The organism is Halomarina pelagica, assembly GCF_024228315.1.
In the GTDB taxonomy this organism is placed as follows: domain Archaea; phylum Halobacteriota; class Halobacteria; order Halobacteriales; family Haloarculaceae; genus Halomarina; species Halomarina pelagica.
In genome coordinates this window covers 3,235,105-3,254,964 of the sequence record NZ_CP100454.1, presented here as the reverse complement: position 1 = coordinate 3,254,964, position 19,860 = coordinate 3,235,105, and the positions used below count along the sequence as shown (strand labels likewise).

General features: G+C 62.8%; 28 protein-coding genes. 11 read left to right on the top strand and 17 right to left on the bottom strand.

Annotated features, from left to right (window positions below; genetic code table 11):
• Positions 1 to 26 precede the first annotated feature (26 nt).
• Positions 27 to 161 (top strand): DUF7128 family protein, encoded by a 135-nt coding sequence (locus tag NKI68_RS23615; RefSeq protein WP_256562647.1) that lies wholly within the window; start codon positions 27 to 29, stop codon positions 159 to 161.
• Between the two features lie 24 nt (positions 162 to 185).
• On the opposite strand, the gene NKI68_RS17015 is transcribed toward NKI68_RS23615, so the two are convergent.
• On the bottom strand, positions 186 to 620 hold the full coding sequence (locus NKI68_RS17015) for a DUF5796 family protein (protein WP_254544317.1): 435 nt from the start codon (positions 618 to 620) through the stop codon (positions 186 to 188).
• A gap of 159 nt (positions 621 to 779) precedes the next feature.
• On the opposite strand from NKI68_RS17015, the gene NKI68_RS17010 reads away from it, so the two are divergent.
• Both NKI68_RS17010 and NKI68_RS17005 read left to right on the top strand, forming a co-directional pair.
• Positions 780 to 1,694 carry a shikimate kinase gene (locus NKI68_RS17010; protein WP_254544316.1) on the top strand — a complete coding sequence of 305 codons (915 nt, stop codon included), beginning with the start codon at positions 780 to 782 and terminating at the stop codon, positions 1,692 to 1,694.
• The gene (locus tag NKI68_RS17005; RefSeq protein WP_254544315.1) at positions 1,652 to 1,957 is read left to right on the top strand and encodes a chorismate mutase; all 306 of its coding nucleotides are present in this window, start codon (positions 1,652 to 1,654) and stop codon (positions 1,955 to 1,957) included. Before NKI68_RS17010 ends, NKI68_RS17005 begins: the two co-directional genes overlap by 43 nt.
• Positions 1,958 to 2,109: 152 nt before the next feature.
• Here the strand turns inward: NKI68_RS17005 and NKI68_RS17000 are convergent, their stop codons facing one another.
• On the bottom strand, positions 2,110 to 2,448 hold the full coding sequence (locus NKI68_RS17000) for a hypothetical protein (protein ID WP_254544314.1): 339 nt from the start codon (positions 2,446 to 2,448) through the stop codon (positions 2,110 to 2,112).
• Here NKI68_RS17000 and NKI68_RS16995 point away from each other — a divergent pair.
• Complete coding sequence (locus NKI68_RS16995) at positions 2,447 to 2,905, top strand: winged helix-turn-helix transcriptional regulator (RefSeq protein ID WP_254544313.1); 459 nt, start codon at positions 2,447 to 2,449, stop codon at positions 2,903 to 2,905. The genes NKI68_RS17000 and NKI68_RS16995 overlap by 2 nt on opposite strands.
• On the opposite strand, the gene NKI68_RS16990 is transcribed toward NKI68_RS16995, so the two are convergent.
• From NKI68_RS16990 to NKI68_RS16970, 5 genes are all read right to left on the bottom strand, one after another.
• Complete coding sequence (locus NKI68_RS16990; RefSeq protein ID WP_254544312.1) at positions 2,897 to 3,820, bottom strand: bile acid:sodium symporter family protein; 924 nt, start codon at positions 3,818 to 3,820, stop codon at positions 2,897 to 2,899. The two genes, NKI68_RS16995 and NKI68_RS16990, sit on opposite strands and share 9 nt — an antisense overlap.
• A 253-nt stretch (positions 3,821 to 4,073) precedes the next feature.
• The gene (locus tag NKI68_RS16985; protein ID WP_254544311.1) at positions 4,074 to 4,334 is read right to left on the bottom strand and encodes a glutathione S-transferase N-terminal domain-containing protein; all 261 of its coding nucleotides are present in this window, start codon (positions 4,332 to 4,334) and stop codon (positions 4,074 to 4,076) included.
• A gap of 18 nt (positions 4,335 to 4,352) precedes the next feature.
• Positions 4,353 to 4,601, bottom strand: coding sequence for an Rdx family protein (locus NKI68_RS16980; protein ID WP_254544310.1), 249 nt, complete (start codon positions 4,599 to 4,601; stop codon positions 4,353 to 4,355).
• A gap of 81 nt (positions 4,602 to 4,682) precedes the next feature.
• Positions 4,683 to 5,150, bottom strand: coding sequence for a hypothetical protein (locus tag NKI68_RS16975; RefSeq protein ID WP_254544309.1), 468 nt, complete (start codon positions 5,148 to 5,150; stop codon positions 4,683 to 4,685).
• A gap of 84 nt (positions 5,151 to 5,234) precedes the next feature.
• Positions 5,235 to 5,582: a DoxX family protein gene (locus NKI68_RS16970; RefSeq protein ID WP_256562691.1), complete on the bottom strand. Its 348-nt coding sequence runs from the start codon at positions 5,580 to 5,582 to the stop codon at positions 5,235 to 5,237.
• Positions 5,583 to 5,776: 194 nt separating this feature from the next.
• Between NKI68_RS16970 and NKI68_RS16965 the strand changes: the two genes are divergently transcribed.
• The gene (locus NKI68_RS16965) at positions 5,777 to 6,145 is read left to right on the top strand and encodes a winged helix-turn-helix transcriptional regulator (RefSeq protein ID WP_254544308.1); all 369 of its coding nucleotides are present in this window, start codon (positions 5,777 to 5,779) and stop codon (positions 6,143 to 6,145) included.
• 454 nt (positions 6,146 to 6,599) lie between these two features.
• The gene (locus tag NKI68_RS16960; protein WP_254544307.1) at positions 6,600 to 7,169 is read left to right on the top strand and encodes a hypothetical protein; all 570 of its coding nucleotides are present in this window, start codon (positions 6,600 to 6,602) and stop codon (positions 7,167 to 7,169) included.
• A 685-nt stretch (positions 7,170 to 7,854) separates the two neighbouring features.
• On the opposite strand, the gene NKI68_RS16955 is transcribed toward NKI68_RS16960, so the two are convergent.
• Both NKI68_RS16955 and NKI68_RS16950 read right to left on the bottom strand, forming a co-directional pair.
• A complete protein-coding gene (locus NKI68_RS16955; protein ID WP_254544306.1) occupies positions 7,855 to 8,661 on the bottom strand; it encodes a class I SAM-dependent methyltransferase in 807 nt (268 codons plus the stop codon).
• Between the two features lie 73 nt (positions 8,662 to 8,734).
• The gene (locus NKI68_RS16950; RefSeq protein ID WP_254544305.1) at positions 8,735 to 9,550 is read right to left on the bottom strand and encodes a helix-turn-helix transcriptional regulator; all 816 of its coding nucleotides are present in this window, start codon (positions 9,548 to 9,550) and stop codon (positions 8,735 to 8,737) included.
• A gap of 697 nt (positions 9,551 to 10,247) precedes the next feature.
• Between NKI68_RS16950 and NKI68_RS16945 the strand changes: the two genes are divergently transcribed.
• Together NKI68_RS16945 and NKI68_RS16940 are read left to right on the top strand one after the other, a co-directional pair.
• The gene (locus NKI68_RS16945; RefSeq protein WP_254544304.1) at positions 10,248 to 10,568 is read left to right on the top strand and encodes a hypothetical protein; all 321 of its coding nucleotides are present in this window, start codon (positions 10,248 to 10,250) and stop codon (positions 10,566 to 10,568) included.
• The gene (locus NKI68_RS16940; RefSeq protein ID WP_254544303.1) at positions 10,569 to 11,093 is read left to right on the top strand and encodes a PIN domain-containing protein; all 525 of its coding nucleotides are present in this window, start codon (positions 10,569 to 10,571) and stop codon (positions 11,091 to 11,093) included.
• 104 nt (positions 11,094 to 11,197) lie between these two features.
• Here NKI68_RS16940 and NKI68_RS16935 read toward each other — a convergent pair whose 3' ends face one another.
• From NKI68_RS16935 to NKI68_RS16920, 4 genes are all read right to left on the bottom strand, one after another.
• Positions 11,198 to 11,590, bottom strand: a complete 393-nt coding sequence (locus NKI68_RS16935) for a type II toxin-antitoxin system VapC family toxin (protein WP_254544302.1) — start codon at positions 11,588 to 11,590, stop codon at positions 11,198 to 11,200.
• Positions 11,587 to 11,850 carry an antitoxin VapB family protein gene (locus NKI68_RS16930; protein ID WP_368410959.1) on the bottom strand — a complete coding sequence of 88 codons (264 nt, stop codon included), beginning with the start codon at positions 11,848 to 11,850 and terminating at the stop codon, positions 11,587 to 11,589. Before NKI68_RS16930 ends, NKI68_RS16935 begins: the two co-directional genes overlap by 4 nt.
• A gap of 357 nt (positions 11,851 to 12,207) precedes the next feature.
• Positions 12,208 to 12,840 carry an ester cyclase gene (locus NKI68_RS16925; protein ID WP_254544300.1) on the bottom strand — a complete coding sequence of 211 codons (633 nt, stop codon included), beginning with the start codon at positions 12,838 to 12,840 and terminating at the stop codon, positions 12,208 to 12,210.
• A 249-nt stretch (positions 12,841 to 13,089) separates the two neighbouring features.
• Positions 13,090 to 13,878, bottom strand: a complete 789-nt coding sequence (locus tag NKI68_RS16920; RefSeq protein ID WP_254544299.1) for a helix-turn-helix transcriptional regulator — start codon at positions 13,876 to 13,878, stop codon at positions 13,090 to 13,092.
• 317 nt (positions 13,879 to 14,195) lie between these two features.
• Between NKI68_RS16920 and NKI68_RS16915 the strand changes: the two genes are divergently transcribed.
• Positions 14,196 to 15,062, top strand: coding sequence for an alpha/beta fold hydrolase (locus NKI68_RS16915; protein ID WP_254544298.1), 867 nt, complete (start codon positions 14,196 to 14,198; stop codon positions 15,060 to 15,062).
• Between the two features lie 111 nt (positions 15,063 to 15,173).
• Here the strand turns inward: NKI68_RS16915 and NKI68_RS16910 are convergent, their stop codons facing one another.
• The gene (locus tag NKI68_RS16910; protein WP_254544297.1) at positions 15,174 to 15,854 is read right to left on the bottom strand and encodes a carbonic anhydrase; all 681 of its coding nucleotides are present in this window, start codon (positions 15,852 to 15,854) and stop codon (positions 15,174 to 15,176) included.
• A gap of 152 nt (positions 15,855 to 16,006) precedes the next feature.
• On the opposite strand from NKI68_RS16910, the gene NKI68_RS16905 reads away from it, so the two are divergent.
• Positions 16,007 to 16,540, top strand: a complete 534-nt coding sequence (locus NKI68_RS16905) for a DUF488 domain-containing protein (protein ID WP_254544296.1) — start codon at positions 16,007 to 16,009, stop codon at positions 16,538 to 16,540.
• A 57-nt stretch (positions 16,541 to 16,597) separates the two neighbouring features.
• Here NKI68_RS16905 and NKI68_RS16900 read toward each other — a convergent pair whose 3' ends face one another.
• Positions 16,598 to 16,813 (bottom strand): hypothetical protein, encoded by a 216-nt coding sequence (locus NKI68_RS16900; protein WP_254544295.1) that lies wholly within the window; start codon positions 16,811 to 16,813, stop codon positions 16,598 to 16,600.
• 54 nt (positions 16,814 to 16,867) lie between these two features.
• Complete coding sequence (locus NKI68_RS16895) at positions 16,868 to 17,260, bottom strand: CopG family ribbon-helix-helix protein (protein ID WP_254544294.1); 393 nt, start codon at positions 17,258 to 17,260, stop codon at positions 16,868 to 16,870.
• Between the two features lie 109 nt (positions 17,261 to 17,369).
• On the opposite strand from NKI68_RS16895, the gene NKI68_RS16890 reads away from it, so the two are divergent.
• Positions 17,370 to 18,959, top strand: coding sequence for a CocE/NonD family hydrolase (locus tag NKI68_RS16890; RefSeq protein WP_254544293.1), 1,590 nt, complete (start codon positions 17,370 to 17,372; stop codon positions 18,957 to 18,959).
• Positions 18,960 to 19,001: 42 nt separating this feature from the next.
• On the opposite strand, the gene surE is transcribed toward NKI68_RS16890, so the two are convergent.
• Complete coding sequence (surE, locus tag NKI68_RS16885) at positions 19,002 to 19,769, bottom strand: 5'/3'-nucleotidase SurE (protein ID WP_254544292.1); 768 nt, start codon at positions 19,767 to 19,769, stop codon at positions 19,002 to 19,004.
• Between the last annotated feature and the right edge of the window lie 91 nt (positions 19,770 to 19,860).

The following is a 19,860-nucleotide window of genomic DNA, read 5'->3' as shown; positions in this document are numbered from 1 at the left end:
TAGGCGAGGGGCGGAGAGTATCGGGTATGGTGACACAGGTCGAACGGGACGACATGACGTGGTACTCCTGTGAGGACTGCGGACTCATGTTCGACAACCGCGACGACGCGAAGCGCCACGAGGAGCACTGTGACGCCGAGGAACCGACCTACATCCAGTGACACGGTGGCGGAGCTACTCACGCGTCACGAGTCGTCCGCCGTGCCGAGTTCCCAGGAGAACTCGCCTCGTTCGTCCTCGGCGAAGACGAACACCCGCCCGTCGACCTCCTCGAGGTCGGCCTCCACCTCCACGCGGTAGGGCTTCTGTCGGACGGTGACGCCGGGGAAGATCGAGGACTCCCCCCCCTGATCGAGCAGGACGCGCCCGACGCCGGTGTCCTCCAGGATCTCGTCCGCGGTCTTCCGATCGTTCACGTAGACCATGACGCCCTGTGTCCCCGTCGGGTCGGTGACGAGGACGTGGACCTCCTTCCCGGGCGGCGTGAGGACGGACCCTCCGGCCCGCTCGGGGACGCCGTGGTAGAAGACCGTCCGGCCGTCGGTGTACTCGACGCCGACGCCCGCCGGGTCGAGTTCGACCGGGAGCGTGTCCGGCGCGATGTCGCTGCGGAACTCCATGTCGGTCCTTCCGTCGGAGCGCGGAAAAGCGCCGCGTTCGCGACCGCCGAGACGGACAGGGATGATCGTCGGCGGCGTTCGACGCGGCCGGCCGAACCGACGACGCCGACCGTTACCGCGATCAGCAGCGGTAAGTGTTCGCGCGGGCGATGAGCGTCCGTGACCGGGACCGGACGGGCGACCGCCCCCGCGGCGGGGACGGTGCTCAACGCGCTCGCCACGGGCGTCGGGAGCGCCTTCGCCATCGACGCGCACACGACGGCGACCGTCGAACTCGACGCCGGCAGCGACGCGGTCGTGGGTGAGATCGCCGGCGCGCCGGACGCCGACACCCGCCTCGTCGAGCGGTGCGTCGAACTCGTCGTCGAGCGCTTCGGCGACGGAGAGGGCGGGCGCGTCCGCACGGAGAGCGAGGTGCCGATGGCGGGCGGACTGAAGAGTTCGAGCGCCGCGGCCAACGCGACGGTGCTCGCGACCCTCGGCGCGCTCGGCGTCGAACCGTCGGACGACGCCGACGGCCGCGACGCGTCGGATGGCCCCGACGACCCCGACGCGACGGTCGACCGCGAGGACGCAGCCCGGATCGGCGTGCGCGCCGCTCGCGAGGCGGGCGTCACCGTCACCGGGGCGTTCGACGACGCCAGCGCGTCCATGCTCGGCGGCCTGACCGTCACCGACAACGAGCGCGACGAGGTGCTGAAGCGCGACGTCGTCGAGTGGGACGTGCTCGTCTGGACGCCGGACGAGCGGGCGTTCAGCGCCGACGCCGACGTGGCGAACTGCGAGCGCGTCGCCCCGATGGCCGACCTCGTCGCCGACCTCGCGATGGCCGGCGACTACGGCCGGGCGATGACCGTGAACGGCCTCGCCTTCTGCGCCGCGCTCGACTTCCCGACCGACCCGCTCGTGGCGGCGATGCCCCACGCGGAGGGCGTCTCGCTGTCGGGAACCGGGCCGAGCTTCGTCGCCGTCGGCGACCGGGAGGCGCTCGATCCCGTCCGGGAGATCTGGAACACCTACGAGGGAACCACATGGTTGACGAGAACGCAACAGACGGGCGCTCGGAGGACGTGAGCCTCGACGCGCTCCGCGAGGAGATAGAGAGCATCGACCGGGAGATCGTGGAACTCATCGCCCAGCGAACCTACGTCGCGGAGTCCATCGCCGGCGTGAAACGGGAGCGCGGGCTCGCCACGACCGACGAGGCGCAAGAGGAGCAGGTGATGGAACGCGCGGGCGAGAACGCGGAACGATTCGACGTGGACTCGAACCTCGTGAAGGCGGTCTTTCGGCTGTTGATCGAGTTGAACAAAGTTGAGCAAAGGGAGAGCAGGTAGCCGAATTCGACTGTTTCAGACCCTCTATTGCTGGTCGGGTGGCTAAATCTTCTCCCGGCGGTTGCTCTTTCGACCATCGCTATCTTAACGAAACGCAGAATAGAGTCACTATGTCAGTTTCTACCGTGCTAAACCGTTTTTCGGTACTGCGTCTATGAGGCTTCTACCTCCAGTCGGTCAACCAGACCATCGCGGAATATCTGTCTCGTCCCTTCGGGGCCGGTGATAGTCAGAACTGTCTCCTCGTACGGCGGCGATACCGAGATCGCGTACTCGGCGAACGCACAACACTTCAGTTCAGCCGACGTGAATTCTGCGACCGCTAGCAGCGACTCCTCAGTTCCGTCGAAACGAATCCTCAGACCGTTTTCGAACTCGTCGAACCCGACGTAGCTGGTGATGAGACGCGAGCGAACTTCCTCGCTCCGTTCCTTCTCCTGTTCTTCAGTCAGCGTACATGCAACATCTGGTGTCGAGTCGTTCTGACGCATGGTACAGAATTACTTCGAATCCGGAAACGCTTATACTGTCAAGTCCGAAGTATTGAACGAACTGCGGTGGATGAAAGCTATGGCGAAGATACCCGACACATCAACCGACGCCTCCAAATCGAAGAACACCGAGATAGACTGTTACTGCCCGCTGGGTGGGGTGATGGACCTGCTGAGTCGCCGCTACGCCATGCAGGTGATCTGCATCGTCGGCGCAATCGGTCCCGCCAGGTACGGCGACATAGAAAACGCCTTCGGCGACGTGAGCAGTTCGACACTCTCGACCCGCCTCGACGACTTCGTTAAGGCAGGGTACCTCTCCCGAGAACAGTACGCGGAGATCCCACCCCGCGTCGAGTACGAACTCACCGATAAGGGCGACGAACTCAGAGAGAAACTCGGCCCGCTCCTCGAATGGGTGGACGAACAGGAGCCCCGAGGAGAACGTTCAGGATGATCGGCTGAACAACTTCACGAGCCCCGCACTCGTCGTCATCTCGACGATGCCGAACACGATAGCAGGAAGCGTTGCTGCCGTCGGGAACCCGGCTCCGACGAGGAGTGCAGCGGCGACGGCGAAGTCACGCATTCCTATCGACAGTGTCGCCGCGATTCGCTCCGGACGGGAGAACGTCCAACTGGCGAGCCACCCCGCGACGTAGCCGGTCCCGTTGAGGACGACTGCACCGAGCAAGACGAGGAGGAGGACACTCCCACTTTCTCGAACGAGCGACGCGTTGGCCGCAGCGACGATGCCGATGATGAGGATCACCATGAGACCCGATACCGACGGGTAGAGGTCGTCGTACTGTCCGATGGGGTCGGGCCACCGGTACCGAGCCCCGACTGCGAGGCTCATCGGGAGGACCACAGCGAGCAACAACTGCTCGACGATTACCAGCGGCTCAACCGCGACCGAGGTGCCTAAGACGACGGTGACGACTCCCGGGACGAACACGAGTGTACCGAGGCCAACCAGGACCAGGACAACGGTCGCAAGAGCAGTGTCCCCACCACTGAGTTCGGTCATCGTGGGCGTGACGAGTTCGGGCGTCACCGCACCGAGGACGACGAACCCTGCGGTGAATGCAAGGGAGAGCCCGAGCGTCCGGGCGATGACAAATGCGAGCAGCGGCATTCCCATCTGCACGACGAGAATCGTGAGTACGGTTCGCCCACGCAGTCGCCGAAATCGTTCGGGGGCGAGGGTCAACGAGACCGCTCCGATCATGACCGCCAGAATCGGCGTCGACAATGGAGTGAGAACTGCGATGGATGGGAAGAGCAACCCGATGCCGACTGAAAGAAGCACCCAGAGGAGCAGATACTCGTCGACGAAGCCTGCAACACGAGTCACGACGGTGTCCGACATCGATGTGGTGGATTCGTTCATGTGGGGTTTGGTGGTTCGTATTCTCGGTTACTGCCGCACTGGAAACACTCGGTGACGGTCTCAATAATTGGTTGAGCGTTCTCCACGGTGCTGGCGTCGAGTATCTCGGGACGCTAGCCGCATCTCCGCTCAACCCAGCCGGTGCGGGCCGAGACCAGTTCGACGTTGTCGGGGACCGAAGGGTGCCGCCAGCTCATACACTCCGGATAGGGCAGTCACCCCGTTTCGGGCGTCACTCTCGTGAATAGTGTGTTCGTAGATAGTCCACGATGTCGTCGCTTTCGTACATTGTGACGCCTCGCTGGTGATCGACGGGGAACGGAATCTGGTCCCGTCCGCCCAATGTTCGAAGCTCGTCGTGAGTCTGTTCGTTCCGGGGCTCACCGGCTGCTGACCGTGGGTTGTGAACCACATACGAGACACCAAGGTCGGTCAGCGTTTCGCGCACCTTCTGCGAGTAGCCACACGCCTCTGCCTGGTAGAGTTCCAACATATGATCATGGGAAGGTGATTAGGCGGTCACCTGAAGACGGTCCTCGACAGCCTCGGCGACCAATTCGAGATCAAGGTCAGCGCCGTGGACGTCTTTGTCCCAGATCGTCTCGCTATCGGCTCGGACGACGAACACACCACCATGGCCGGGGACGAGCGTCACACCATCCAGATCCTGGCCGAATTCGTCAAGGAGCCGTGTCTGGGTTTGGACCGCCGGGTCGAGCAGTCCGCAGGGAACGCAGTATTCGATTTCGACTGACGTCATACTACACTCTTGAACTGTCATCGCCGTAAAGCTAAGACAAGGGTTCCCTGACCGGGTTAGCCTGCCCTAACCAGGATCGAATCAGTCTGTCGTTGTCGGTGACGTCCTACCCGTAGAGGACGTGTCGTGATCGAGCGCCCACCCAAGCACGCCACCGTACACGAGGTGCAAGACGAGCGTTGCAACCGCGATCTTCGGCGTGATCGCCATCCCGAACAGGCCCCATCCGAGGAACGGGAGGAACGTGACCTGCATCATCGCCCAGAGCCCGACGCCGAGTGCGAGGCCCTTCAGCAGGGTCACCGGGCGGGCGATTCGTGCGAGGACCGCGCCGATCAGCCCGCCATAGCCGAGGTGGAGGCCGATCGCGAGTGCCATCATCGCTGGCTTCGGGAGCCCGGCACTGAAGAGTTGCTCAACGACGGCCTTCGGGACCGGCTGAGGCATCGGCGACAGCCCCGAGATCAGTGCCATTAGCATGAGGACAGACATCGCAATTGTCGCGACGACACCGTAGCCGAATCCGTCCCTGAGTCTGTGTTGTGTCACGTTCGAAGCGACCACAAGCGTCGCAATAAGGCTAAGACAAGGCCGAGCTGATGGGCTCGATGATCCGGACTAGGTGAGGGCGAGCTAACCCCGGAGTTTGTGGGGCGACCACTTGATGGGAGTCGAATCGGCTCCGAGCACGAGTACCGCTAGAGAGCCGAACAGGACGCCGACGTTCTTCCAGTCTGGTCCAACGTACAGTATCGCAACGATCATCACAGGGATGAGCGAGAGGGCTGCGAGTCGCTCGCCTGTACCGACAAGTAGCAGTGCGACTGCTCCCACTTCGACGACTCCAGCGACGATGACCATCGCCGCCGGAGCCGGCATCCCGATGGCATCGAAGAACGCAACGGAACCCCCGTATGTCAGGAACTTGCCGAGTGCTGGTTTCGCTATGAGGGCGGCGACGACGAGACGGAGGCCGAGCAGCGCCCAGTCTGGTATCGACCGTCGTATCGACCGAACGCGGTCTGTATATGTCGCTTCCGTAGTGGCTGGTGTCCGAGGACTCGAATAAGCGTAAGCGAAGGGCAGACTGAGGTGGTACTGTTTGCTGATCTACTGTGGGTTGGCAACTTAGTCTCGTAATAATAATAGCTCCACATCCACTACCGACGGACAGGATGAGCAAAAAGACCGAGCAGGAGTGTGTCGCGTCGTGGTGTGCTGACGACGACTGGTGTACCGTGACGTGCACGGCCCACCTCATCGGGAAGAAGTGGCATCCGGTCATCGTTCACCGCTTGCTCGCGCACGGCCCCCTGGGGTTCAACGCCCTCAAAGCCGAGATCGGCACGATCTCGAGTACCGTCCTCTCAAACAGTCTGGAGGACTTAGAGGAGAACGGATTGGTGAACCGGGCGATCGTGAGCGAGAAACCGTTCCGCGTCGAGTACTCCTTGACCGAGCAAGGAGCCTCATTAGAACCCATAATCGAGGCGATGGACGAGTGGGGAGACGAGCATCTCCAAGAGACGTCGTCCTGTGCCTGACCTGCCACTCTGAGAATAGGCAACCGCCAGCCGGTTGGGAGCGGCTAGTTTCGTCGCGAACATTCCGATTAGGACACACTTCGTTTCATCACTGTCGTCGCTCAAGTTCAGATGACCGGGGTGACTCTTTTCCAGTGATCTCTCCTACGGTCACTCATTTATATGTAGGCGCGACTGGACGCCCGTGTGGTGGATTTTCGAGGGGTTGAGTTCCCAGAGTTGTGTTATTTTCGCTCCAATCCATTACAGATTTCACCTATCTGAACAAAGTAGAGCAGCGGGAAAGCAGATAGTCGAATTCGACAGTCTCAGAGCTTCTATTGGTGGTCGGATAGTCGATTCTTCTTCCGTCTGCAGTGTTATCTTTCCGGGTCAAGGAGTTAGGTGAAGTATCGCACTACACCTAATACCCTAGAAACTATACCGCCTCACAATATTGAGGACGGTAACATATATGGAGTCCAAACAATTTCCGAATTTCTCGATTCGTTCTTACGGAATGATTTCTGCCGCATTCTGTGAACGCGGTATAACTGATTTCCATCGAGCCGTTGAGCACGTTCGAGACCTCCCATATGGTCGTACGTCAAACAAGACCAACCTGCCGCTGGTTTTAGTGGAAGAGCGAGGAACGTGCAGCACGAAACATGCACTCCTCGCTCAACTCGCCACGGAACACGGTGTCGACACATTCCAACTGACACTCGGTATCTACGAGATGAGCGAGCGAAACACCTCCGGTGTCGGTCGAGTTTTGTCTGATTATGGACTTGAATCGATTCCGGAAGCACACTGTTACCTTAGCACCCAAAGTCAACGATTCGACTTTACCAAACCGAATGCAAGTGTGCCTGTCGGTGAGTTATTGTACGAGGAAACGATTCAGCCGCCTCAAATCGGAGCATACAAGGTTCGGCTCCATCGACGGTATTTGGCTGAATGGGGTGAGCAAGAACGTCCAGAATGTTCTACGGATGAACTGTGGGAGATTCGTGAGGACTGTATCGCCGCACTCGAACAGTAACCGTTCGGATGTTTCTCCCGGCGCTTGACACTAACCACATCATTCACATCACCATATATGATATTTATCCAATATTCAAAACTCACTGCCATGGGAAAGTAGCGGCAAAGTAAACGAAATCTGTAACGTCAGTCCAAAACCTGAACAAAGTAGAGCAACGGAGCAACCGGCAGTCGAATTCGGCTGTTTCAGGGCTTCTATTGGCGGTCGGGAGGTCAAATCTTCTTCCGGCAGTTGCTCTTTCATTCCCGGATCGGTGAACGATAACACAGTTCCATAGCCATCTCGGGCACTGAATCAAAGAGTGACCTTGCGGCGACTGACGAAATATTTGAGGACGTCCGCTCACGAGTCCATCTATTGGTAGGGATCGCTACCCGGTCGATGCGTCACGAGAATCAGAGTCCTTGAATCCTTCAGTTAAATAGGAGCCGCTTGGCTGCATTTAGAGGATATATACAGCAAGCCGTCGCCATTTATTCCGCGTGATTGGATCTGAACTACCCGAAAGAGAATCTGCGCATTGACCGGTGGGATTCCTACCAGTTGTGATAGATATTCTTGAACCCGTGCAAGATACACGGCGCATATCCCTCAATCGCTGATACTGCAAACGAGAAGAGAAGACTCCATAGAGACAGCGAGATTTTCTCGCACCCACCGTCGACGGAGGTGGACGATCCGGTCAGGTGACCGTCGCCGTCGTCAGTACATAGTTCATGGGGACCGCGTTCTGACTGGCGTCGAAAAAGTGCTCGATCGTCTCGATCATCTCCTCGCGGAGTGCCGGGTGATCGGCCTCGGCAACCGTGTCGAGCGCCACGATGAACAGTCCCGACTCCGTGATTGCCTTCTCCCAGTAGTGGGCCGGTGACAGCACGGGAGTCAGCGCCGTTCCGGTCTCGAACACGAGGCTCTCGACCCCGCCACCCACTCGCTCACGGACGACATCGGGGTCGCCCCATAGAAACGGTGGCTCCGGCGGATTGGGATTCGGCGGGAGATAGTTGTTCAGTACTGCACCCATGGCGGGAACGAGGCCATCGGGCGTCCACGAGGTGAACGCGATTCGTCCACCCGGTCGCGTCACACGGAGCAGTTCTTGACCAGCGTCATCGGGCGGTTCTGCGAACATGTGGCCGAGACACGAGAGGGTGACGTCGAACACGTCATCTTCGAATGGAAGATCCGTCGCGGAGCCCTCCCGCCAGTCGATCGTCTCAATGTCAGTGATCGTCGCGTTCTCACATGCTTCATCGAGCATCGCCGGGACGATGTCCAACCCTGTGACGCGTGCTCCTCGACGAGCGGCGGTGATGGCGGCGTTCCCGGTCCCGCAGCCAACGTCGAGGACGGTGTCGGTTGTACCGATCCCGACAGCCTCGACGAGATGAGCCGCCATGCCCAGGAAATTCGGCGCGATATCGGGATACGATCCGAGAGACCACACGCGTTTTGCTCGCTCGTCTGGAGAGAGTGTGTCGGGAGTCATGCTTCCACTCGGAGAGAGGTGCTCCAGCGTGGTATAGACGCGTACAGAGAATCTCTCACACCGTAAGCGGCTCTCACTCCGTGAGCAGTCTCGGGTCGAGTACTTCTCCCTCACAGCGATAGGTATCGATAATCGATTCTGCCCACGAGTGGACCGTCTCGTCTGAAGTTTCTATCACCGCGTGTGGAGCCCCTTCGTCACCGGACAGACACAGCAGTACCACGTCGTCGATAAGGAACACGGTGACCGGGATTGGACCCTCGTGCCAGAAGAACTTCGCCTGCCCGGACTCGACCATCTCCTGCGCGTGATCGAGCATTCGGGGATCGGTTTCGATCCGTTCGAGCACTCCCCGATCAACGATGCTTTCGAGTTCGAGGGTTCTCTCGGCGGTTGCTCGCCAGCACACCTCCATGACGTCGGAGAGGTGGGAATACGAGATGACTCGAACCCGGTCGGCGGTCCGGAGCCGGCGAGTAATGTGTGTCGTCGGTGCGAGCGCGTCGCTCCTGGCTGGACGGATGATCTCCGCCCCGGCCAGACATCCAAGGTCGAAATCGAACCCCTCCTCAGGGAACCACTGCGCCACCTCGTTGAGTCCCGGAACGGGCGCGAAGCGCTTCAAGACATCCGTGAATTCTTGCGCGACGTAGTTGCCGACGGGTGTCGTCTCGTATTGCTTGCCCTCTCGTATCACCCATCCCCGATCTTCGAAGTCGTCAAGGATGCGGGCGAGAGTCGCTCTCGAAATGCCGGTGCCAGCTTCGATCTCATGTCGCTTCATCGGCTCCGCTGTGAGCGTGTCGAGCACTCTGATACGGTTCGGTGACCGAGCGAGAAACTCGATCTCTTCGAGAGACGACTGGATGTCGTCGAATGGTAGACTCATTTCTGGGCGTTAGACGCGCTACCATTTAGCGATTAGCGAGTTGGGTGCTCAGGCCCCGGGTCTACGCCGTGGTCGTCATCCTTGCCCGAGCCTCTTTTGGTACTCCCTCTGTATCTTGCACACAGTTTTTGGCAAAAGTCAGGTAGATCGAGATTTGCTACGGTATGTGGGGTCTCCTGTACTGAGCGATCACCACTTTCTCAGATCGAGCCGAATCTCATGCTGCATTCGCGCCCTGTATTCAGTACAGGTGTCCAAAGATATCACCGTTTGTGGGTCTCAACAGAGCCACGGCACATTACCATCGTGGACGCGATCGCCGGTCGGTTGACGGGCGTTTCTGAGGGTAGTTCGCGGCGGACCGCTAACCGCTGCACTCTATTGTTTATATGCGGTGTCGAGTAATCGATTCTACCTGTCGTATTCGAGGGTTTCAGATTCGAAATATGACTTTCTTTCGCCCAAATCCGTTACGGATTTCAGTTACCTGAACAAGGTCGAGCAACGGAGCAATCGGTAGCCGAATTCGGGCGATACGAATCGTATAGCACCCATTTAGTCTCGAAGATATTCTTCTGATTGCTGGTCTTTCGGTCCGAGTTCGGTGAAAAACACCATATTTCCTCCCGGTGGCCCCGGGGGATGGGGCAGTGATGGGAGGGCAAGCGTTTTGCTCCTGCACTCACAATGTACACACATGAGTTCCGGGTCCGAGAAGAAGCGCGTGCAGTTCCGCGCACCGAGAGGGCTGGTGGACCGGGCTGACGCGCTCGCTGCGGTGCTCGAGACGGATCGGACGGACATCCTCATCTCCGCGCTTCGGGACTACCTGCGGGACGCCGCGCACTCCGACGAAATGAAACAGGAGGTCGCAGACGCCTTCTACGACGACGACATCACGTTCGAGGAACTGAAGGGCCTCGTCGGTCACGAGGAGGCCGCTAACTTCCGACTGCTGAAAGAGCAACTGACCGATGCGTTCGTGGACGAGGTTGCGGAGGAGCTGGCCGACTCGTAGATGGTTCTGCTAGTCGCCGATACGTCAGCCCTCGTTAGCCTCGGGACAGTGGCGGACGCTTCCCCGAACCCACTTGACCTTCTCCTCGATTCGCATAACGTGGTTGTCCCGAGGCGGGTCGTCGATGAACTCACCGAGACGGCATCCTACGACGACGCCTCAGGTGAGGCGGCGCAAGAGGTTCTCGATCGTCGCTCCGCAGTTGAGGTGCGTTCCGTCGAACTGGATGAGACGTTTCCACTGGACGACGGCGAGAACGCGGCGGTCACGCTGGCGAACGAAATCGACGCCGTGCAACTACTCTGTGACGAGTTCAATAGACTCGCGCTCGTCCACGTCTCGCTGGCCGAAACCCGTCTCGTAACGACACCGATCCTTCTCACTGCGCTGGTTCGCAACGACGCGCTCTCACCTGACGCTGCTGATGAGTTCCTGGGCGAGATGAGTGATGCTCGCAGTTGGTCGTCGAACTCCTACGTCGAGCGTGCGAAGGCCACGCTTCGACAGCGACGCGAGGGCGGTTGACTCGATCCGAAATCACGACCTGTGACGTTTCGTTTCCCTGTTCGTCTCTCTACTGAGAGCGCACGGGAGCGCGTCGAAGAAGAGTCGGTATCGTCTCCCCCTGACTAGTACGACCGCACATCGAGGTTTTCGATGCGTTCGAAATGCTCGGTGTTCCTCGTGACGACTGGTTCGTCGTTCAGGAGTGCAGTAGCGGCGATGATGCAATCCTCCCGCTCGATCTGTTCTCCACGAGTAATCAGTTCACCCGAAAGTTTCCCCGCTTTCCGCATGACGGGGTGGTCGGCGGGGACGACGGATTTACTATCCAGCACGCCGAGAATCCGTTCTCGTTTCTCCCTCGGCGTCTCGGAACGTGCGACACCCTCGTAGAGTTCGAGTACCGTTATCGAAGACACCTTCTGTGGGCGTGATTCCTTCTCTATCGCATCGAGAAGTGTCTCAGCGTCCTCGTCGCCTCGCAGGAGGTCGACGATGAAGGACGTGTCCTGAATCATTCCGCTCTCTCGTCACTCCCGACGGCTTCGCCGAACTCGTCTGCGAGTCGGTCGCTCCGCTCTCGAGACCGGGAGCGACCCTCTCCGATGGCGGCTTCGAGGGCATCCGCTTCTTCGTCGTCCAGAATACCGGCGATCTCCTTCCACGACCGTTCTCCAGCGAGTCGCTTGACGACATCACTGAAGCTCTCTCCCTCCTGCTTTCGAGCTTTCAACCGCTCGTACGCTTCCTCGTCGAGCGAGATAGTCTTGGTCGCCATGTCCATACACACTTGTGTGTGTACAGGTAAAATACTTCGCTCCAGTGGATGGGCCACCCGTTCGGAGAGCGAACGAAGCGGTAGCGTGCGCAGTTTTGCATGGTGGAGTTCACTATCTGAATAAAGTGGAACAACGGGACAAGCGGTAGTCGAGTTCGGACGTTCAGGGGTTCTATCGACGGCTAGTTAGCCAAATTTTCTTCCGCTAGCTGTGCTTGCTTTTATCGTGAAGTTATTGATAGAAAGGGCCTCTTCTCGGTTTTATTCGTAGTTACTCACTTACTCGGTCGGCCAGACGGTCGACGCGAGGTTCGGAATCACGCAATCGGCCTCCGATAACGCCCGATTCCATTCGCGCTATGGCCGACCCGTCAAGCGGCGCTGTGCGTGGCGTTCACGCCATCGGCCCAGGACCATTCGGATCAAGTAGTCGGGTCGCGGTGGAATCCACCCGAGCTGCTTGGCCATGCCGAGATCGTCACGCACGGCGTCGTGTTCCGCGACGGCACCGTCGGCGATCCGAAACCAGTGCGTCTGTTCGACGGAGAACGCTCGATTCATCGATGGGAACACGTCCGTGACTTCCCCGTCGGGCGAGTCGTGTACTACGAACGGCCCGTGCTGTTGGCCGTGCATGGTCACCAGTGCCGCTACCCGGTCTCGGTCGACGATGACGTCGTGGAATTCGAACCGTATATCGGTGAAGGCTCTGTGCAGCCAGCGGATCGTGGCTTTCAATCCGTCGGGACCGCGCTGGCGCGTCCCCATCGGCTCGTCGGCAGAACGATGGTTGACGTAGTCGGGCGTGACGTTGCCATCGACCGCGTCGAAGTCGGCGGCAGCCACGATGCGCAAGTGTTCACGAGCGAGACGATCGTGTCGATCGTGAGTCGTTACATTCCGGGCATCACTCTCGTCCGAAACTCCGGAAAGCGAGGCTTCCAACGCCTCTGATGCCCCGGTTTCATCCGATTCCTTCGAATCTGTCATGGGTACGCCTCCTGGCACAGCCGTACGGGCGCGGGAAACGTATAGGCACCTAGTGGGATTCGCGCAACCCCTGGGCGACTTGCAGGGGGCGAAAGAACGTCGTCACCTGCACGTGGGGAACCCGCGCTCGGTTCGGATGGTCACTCGATCGGTCCGCTGACCGATCGCTTTGCGACCGGACGACGAAACAGAAATCGAGGAGAGTGATCGGCACGCGAGCAGGCCCACGGCCACGACGCACTCCCTGGCTCAGGCTTCGAGAGCACGTGGGTCGAGCGGCCGGGCCTCGGCTCGATAGGACTCGTAGAGCGACGTCGCCCACTCGCGCGCCTCCGGGGCGTCGGTGTCGACGATGGCCCGTAACATCCCGGTATCCGGATCGTAGCCGGTGAGCGCGACACGGTCGTCGAAGATCGTGAGTCCACACGGGAGGGCGTCGTGTAGAAGGATGGTGAGGGTACCGCTGTCGAGTCCTCTCTTGGCCGCTTCGGGGGACCAGTCCAGCACCGCTTCGACGATAGGGGGTGGGTAGATGATCTCGGTCTCCATACCGCTCCGGACGTTCCGGAACAGCGTGCCCGCGTTGGCCGACTTGAGCGTCGCAGTGCCGAACGCGCGCATCGTTTCCGCCTCTTCGATCAGGTCGTCGTAGCGACGGACGGACCGGTATGGGTCGTCGGTGTCGTCGACTGTGACGACCGCTTCGGAGAACGCATCGATCGTAATGCCGAGCTTCTCGGTCGGAAGCCACTGCGCGACCTCGCGCAGCTTCTGTCTGGTTTCCATCCGGTGAAGTAAACTTACGACCTCCTCCGCGACGAACGCTCCTGTCGAGGTCGCCCTGTGCTGATGCCCGTTTCGTACGGCCCACCCCCGATCCTCGAATTCGGCCAACGTCCGCCCGATCGTGGACGACGATGCCCCGGTCAGTGCCCGGAGGTCGGCCCGGCTGTGTGGCCCGTCAGCCAGTGCGTCGATCACCTCGATGCGGTGCGCTGAGGCTGCGAGATACTTGATCTCGTCGAGGGCTGCATCCATATTCGTGCTACGTAGTAGCAGACAATATTCTTGTCGTGCGGTTCGCCGGTCGTGAGTTCACGTTCGTAACGTATCTAAGACCACTCTCGTCCCATCATAGCGGTTTTAGATGCGGTCATCTCCGGGGGCCAGGGGCCGAACGCGGATTTCGGCTACCCGAACGAAGTAGAGCGGAGGAACCGAAGACGAACGAGAGAGTCCGGGCCGAGAGAGCGGGCGTCCGTCTCCGGGGGTGAGATCCCCGCCACCCGTCCCGTCGTGGGGTCCTCGACGTCGACCTCGCGTTCATGCCGGTCGAGCGCGTCTGAGAGGTCCATATGCCGACAGTGCGAACGAACGACGTCGAGACGTACTACGAGCGACGCGGCGAGGGGCCGCCGATCGTGTTCGTCCACGCGTCCATCGTCGATCACGCGATGTGGGACCGACAGGCGGACGCGATCGCGGACGACTACACGACGGTCGTCTACGACGTCCGCGGGCACGGCCGGACCGGCGGCTCGGCCGAACCCGAGTACACGATGGATCTCTTCGCGGCGGATCTGCACGCCCTCGTTACCGCGTTAGATCTCGACCGACCGGTTCTCTGCGGACTCTCCATGGGCGGGATGATCGCCCAGACGTACGCGGCGGCCCACCCCGACCGACTGGCCGGCCTGATCCTCGCCGACACGTTCACCCCGAGGATCCTCACCCGCGGCGAGTGGTTCCTGCGTCGGGTCGCGTTGAACGCGCTGATCCCGCCCGTTCGACTCGTCGGATACGAACGGGTCGAGCGTGCCAACGTGTGGCTGACGGAACGGCTCTTCGGCGGCGTCAGCGGCGACTACGGGCGGATCGAACGACTCCGCGAGGCGGGACCGAAGATGACCACCGACGAGTTCGCCAAGGTGATCCGGTCGATGACGCGATTTCACGGGGCGTCGATCGACCTCTCGGCGATCACCGTCCCGACGCTCGTCCTGTACGGCGAGAACGAACTGCCGTTCGTGAAGCGCCACGCGGCGGAGCTGGCGGTTCGCCTCTCGAACGTCGAGATCGACGAAGTACCGCACGCCGGCCACGCCTCGAACCTCGATACCCCCGACTACTTCACCGCCGCCGTTCGGGCGTTCCTCGCACGCACTCGTCCGATCGATGGAGCGGATGCCTCCGACGGGAACTCCGGGACCGGGTCGCGGTGACGATTCGTACCCGGTCGGGTGACGAACGACGGGAGGACCACCGCGTTTCCCCCGCCTCGTTTTCCCGCCGTCAGTTCCCGGTCGCCCCGCACGTCGACGGGACGCTCAGTATCAGTACTCCCAGAGTCGTTCGATCCGCGAGTCGATCTCGGGATGTTCCTCCCGGAGCGCCTCCACGCTCGTCTCGCCGTCGACGTTGACGACGTGGACCTCACCCCGATTCCCGGAGTACACGTCCTGGAAGTCGTACACGACGCCCGCGACGTCGACGTCCGCGGGGATCTTGTCGCTCTCGACGAGGAACTCGACCTGCCTGTCGACGTTGTACTCGACGAGGCGGTTTACGGCGTCCGTTTCACCCACGTCCGGGGGGAGCAACTCGACGCCCCCCTCGAGGTGCGTCTCCAACAGCCCGAGACAGTGGTCGATACCGGCAGGTTCGGAGAGCCCGTCCGTGAGGTCTGCGTACGCCGCCGTGACGGCTCCACAGCCCGTGTGTCCCACCACGATCGCGGTCTCCGTACCCGTGTGCTCGATCGGGTAGAGGACGTCCCCCGAGACGACGTCGCCGGCGTCGGTCCGCTGGACGACGCGGTTCCCGATGTTGCTACACGTGAAGAGGCGACCGGGCTGGTCGTTCCCCCACATCTGGTCCTGCAGGACACGCGAGTCGGAGCAGCAGACGGTGACCGCGTCCGGCCGCTGGGCGTCCTGTACGTCGTCGAACCGGTCCTTGAACGCGCTCACGTGCTCCGAATTGTTCCGGAGCAACTCGGCGAATACCTGGCGCATGGTACCCGATAGGACTCGCCCGAGTAGGATCTTTGCTTCCCCTGCGGCCGAAGTTGTCGCGATCCTTCCCCCTCGTTGGGGACGGCCGCGTTCGATCGAAGTCCTCCGGTAGCGGTCCGAACGCATACCCGGGTCGGTCGCCTACCCGTCGTATGGCCCGGTTCTACACCGTCGGGCACTCCTCGCGCTCCGCGGAGGAGTTCGTCGAGACGGTGCGCGCTCACGGAGTGACGCTCGTCGTCGACGTTCGCCGCTTTCCCGGCTCCGAACGCAACCCGCAGTTCGACGCGGAGGCCCTCGCCGAAACCCTCGGCGAGCACGGGATCGAGTACCGTCACATCGAGGCGCTCGGCGGCCGACGTTCGAGTCCCCTCTCGGCGTCGCCGAACGCCGCCTGGGAGAACGCCTCCTTCCGGGCCTACGCCGACTACGCGCTCACCGCGGACTTCCAGGACGCCCTCGAGGAACTGATCGCGCTCGCCGCGGAGCGGACGCCGGCGATCACGTGCGCCGAGGCGGTCTACTGGCGCTGTCACCGGCGGATCGTCGCCGACTGGCTCGTCGCCCGCGGTCACGACGTCGTCCACGTCTTCGGTCCCGATCGCGCCGACGAACACGAACTGACCCGGTTCGCCGAGATCCGCGACGGTCGCGTCCTCTACCCGGAAGACGAGGGGACTGCCTGACCGTCGGCCAGCGGAGACGAGAGTCCGGGGATCGGTGTCGTCGGGGAGCGCACCGCCTCAGAAGTCCGCGCGGTCTAGCCAGTCGACGGCCGTCAGCACGAACCAGCCCATCCAGACCGCGAAGGCGATCAGGGCCGCGGCGTAGTACGCGACGCTGGACGCGAGGACGGCCGCGACCCCGAACGCCGCCGCGACGAGCGCGAGCGCGACGAGGTGCCGTCGCCGGTCGCCGAGCGCCGTCACGAGCGCGGTCCGCGCCGGTCGGTTCGACACGACCGGGCGTTCGCGCGCGGCGAGCAAGTATGTGGGCCTCCGAACGCCGGGCGATCACGCGCGCTCCCGGATCACCATGACCTTCACCCGACGAACGCCGTCGAAGTCGCGGAGTCGGTACGTGAGTTCGCGCACCCGCTTCGCCTCCCCGCGACAGAACAGCGACTCCAGACACCACTCCCCCTGGTGGGTGTGACTCGTGTTGAGGATGACGTCCTGATAGTCGTGCTGCACGGCGTGGAGTTCCCGGATCACCTCGTGGTGACGGTAGTCGAACCCCACGAGCGCGACGATCTCGCCGGTCATCGCCTCGAGGCGCGAGTGCGACTCGACGTACTCGAGCATCGCCTCCCTGACCGCCCGCGACCGGCTGTCCAACCCCTGTTCCCTCCACACGCGGTCGAACTCCTCGACGAGGTCGTCGGGGACGTTGAGACTCGTTCGCATCTACGCGTTCCTCGTCACGCCGACGCGAGGTACCCGTTGCGGTGACCGACATAGTACCCCGGTCATGCCCGGCGACAGCGGGTTGCCCTCACGGCGGGAGTGACCGTCCATGCGCGACCGACCGACGAGGCGGGCGGTGCTGGGGGCGCTCGGGGCGCTGGCGGCGGCCGCGACGGGCGCGACCGCGGGTGCGAGCGTGCGCACCGCCGCGGCGACCGGAAGCGGTTACTCCGGTCGCCCGGTCGAGATCGACTCGTTCGACGGGACGACCCTGGCGGGGCGGTTCACGACGCCCGACGGCGAGGGGCCGTTCCCGTCGGTGCTCATGACCCACGGCTGGGGCGGCGACCACGGGAGCGAGCGGGTGCGGCGGCTGACGGATCTCTACGCGGGCCACGGGTACGCCGTCCTCGCGTACGACTCGCGGGGGTTCGGCGAGAGCGGCGGTCGGGTCGGCGTCGACGGCCCGAACGAGGTGCGCGACGTGAGCGCGCTGCTCGACTGGCTGGCCGCGCGCCCGACGGTGGCGACCGACGCGCCGGGCGATCCGACGGTGGGCATGGACAACGTCTCCTACGCGGGCGGGATCCAGCTCGAGGCGGCCGCGGAGGAGCCGCGCCTCGACGCCATCGTCCCGCGGTGGGCGTGGAACGACCTCCCCTACTCGCTGGCCCCGAACGGCGTGGTCAAGGCGGGCTGGGACGCGCTGCTCTACGCGACCGGCATCACGGGATCGCGCGGCCTCACCTCCGGCGACGGCTGGCCGACGTACGAGGACGTGGAGAACGGCCTCGATCCGGAGGTCCACGGGACGATCCTGTACGCGACGGCGACCAACGAGTTCCCCGACGAGGGGCGGGCGTACTACGCCGCGCGCTCGCCGGGGCGGAAGCTCGACGCCGTCGAGACGCCGACGCTCCTCGTCTCGGGGTGGCCGGACACGCTGTTCGTCCCGAACGAGGCGATCCGCACGTTCGAGGGGCTTCGCGAGCGCGGCGTCGAGACGCGGCTCGTCCTGTTCCAGGGCGGCCACACGCTCACGGACACGGCGGGCGCGGAGCAGCGTCGGGTGCTCGACGACCTCGCGCTCGCGTGGCTGGACGAGCACGTCGCCGGGCGCGGCGCGGCCGACCTCGCCCCGGTCACCTTCTACGAGGTCCAGACCGGTCGGTTCCGCCGGGCGAACGCCCTGCCGCCGGCGAACGCCGACGCGCGGACGATCGACCTCGCGGACGCGTCCTCCCTCGACGCGACGACGATCGCCAACACCCTCGTTCCGACCTCGACGAGCCAGCTCTCGCCGGTCAACGGCGACCACGTGCCCGGGACGGCGGCGCACTTCGACGTCCCGATCGAGCGCGACCTGGAGGTGCTCGGCGCGCCGCGGCTCTCCCTGCGCGTCTCCCCGCTCGGCCCCGACGCGCAGCTCTTCGCCAAGTTCTACCACCTCAGCGACGGGGACGCGACGCTCGTCGGCAACCAGGTGACGCCGCTTCGCCTCCGCGGGACGGACGAGCGGACGGTCAGGGCCGAGATGGTCGCGATCCAGCGCCGCCTGCGCGCGGGTGATGCGCTCCGGTTCACCGTCGCGACGACGGACGCCGGCTTCTACAACTCGCGGGAGGCCGTCGGCGTCACGGTCCACCACGCGCCGGACGAGTCGACCGTCGAGGTGCCGGTCGTCGCCCGGCGAGATTGACCGCGGGATGCCCGATACTCGGTCAAGGGGAAAGCGGGCCCGTCAGTACATCGCGGCGAGGCGGTCGAGCGCGTCGTGCTGGTAAGGAGTGTGCGACGCCGTCAGCGGCGAGACGCTCACCCGCCGTTCCATGATCGCCCGGCGGTCGGTCCCCTCGGGGTCGACCACCTCGCCTTCGGCCATCCGGTTCCAGATGCGATCGACGAGCGTGATGTGGCCCTCGGTCCGGTCCGCTCCCATGTCGTACACCGTCGAGGGGGTCGTGATCTCCATCTCGCACGGCTCGCCGTCGGCGAGGGGGACGTTCACGTTGAGGTAGTCCGCCTCCTCGAAGACGCCCTCCTCGAGGGCGTGCTCCGCGACGTGACGGGCGACGCGCATCGCCTCGGCGTACTCCTCGACGCCGGGGTCGAACGTCGTGTAGTCCACCTCGCCGGTGGGGATGTACATCGAGACGGCGACCGCGGGGACGCCGAAGAAGGCCGCCTCGACGGCGGCGCTGATGGTCCCCGACCGCCCGAGGACGTACTGTCCGAGGTTCGCCCCCCGATTGCACCCCGAGACGACGAGGTCCGTCTCGGGCGCGAGCGCCTCGAGACCCGCCACGACGCAGTCGGCGGGCGTCCCGTGGATGGCGTAGCCGAGTTCGTGTTCGTCGACGGCGACGCGGCTCGACATCGATCGCCCGACGGCGCTCTGGTCCTTCGCGGGGGCGATCGCCGTCACGTCCGCGACCGGCGAGAGCGCCTCGTAGAGCGCCTGCAACCCGGTCTCCTCGATGCCGTCGTCGTTCGTCAGGAGGACGTTCATGCGTGCCCTGTGCCGCCGTACCGCAAAAACGCATCGGGCCGGGAGAACGTCGGGGACCCACTAGCCCGCTGATGGGGGAGCGGAGTACGTA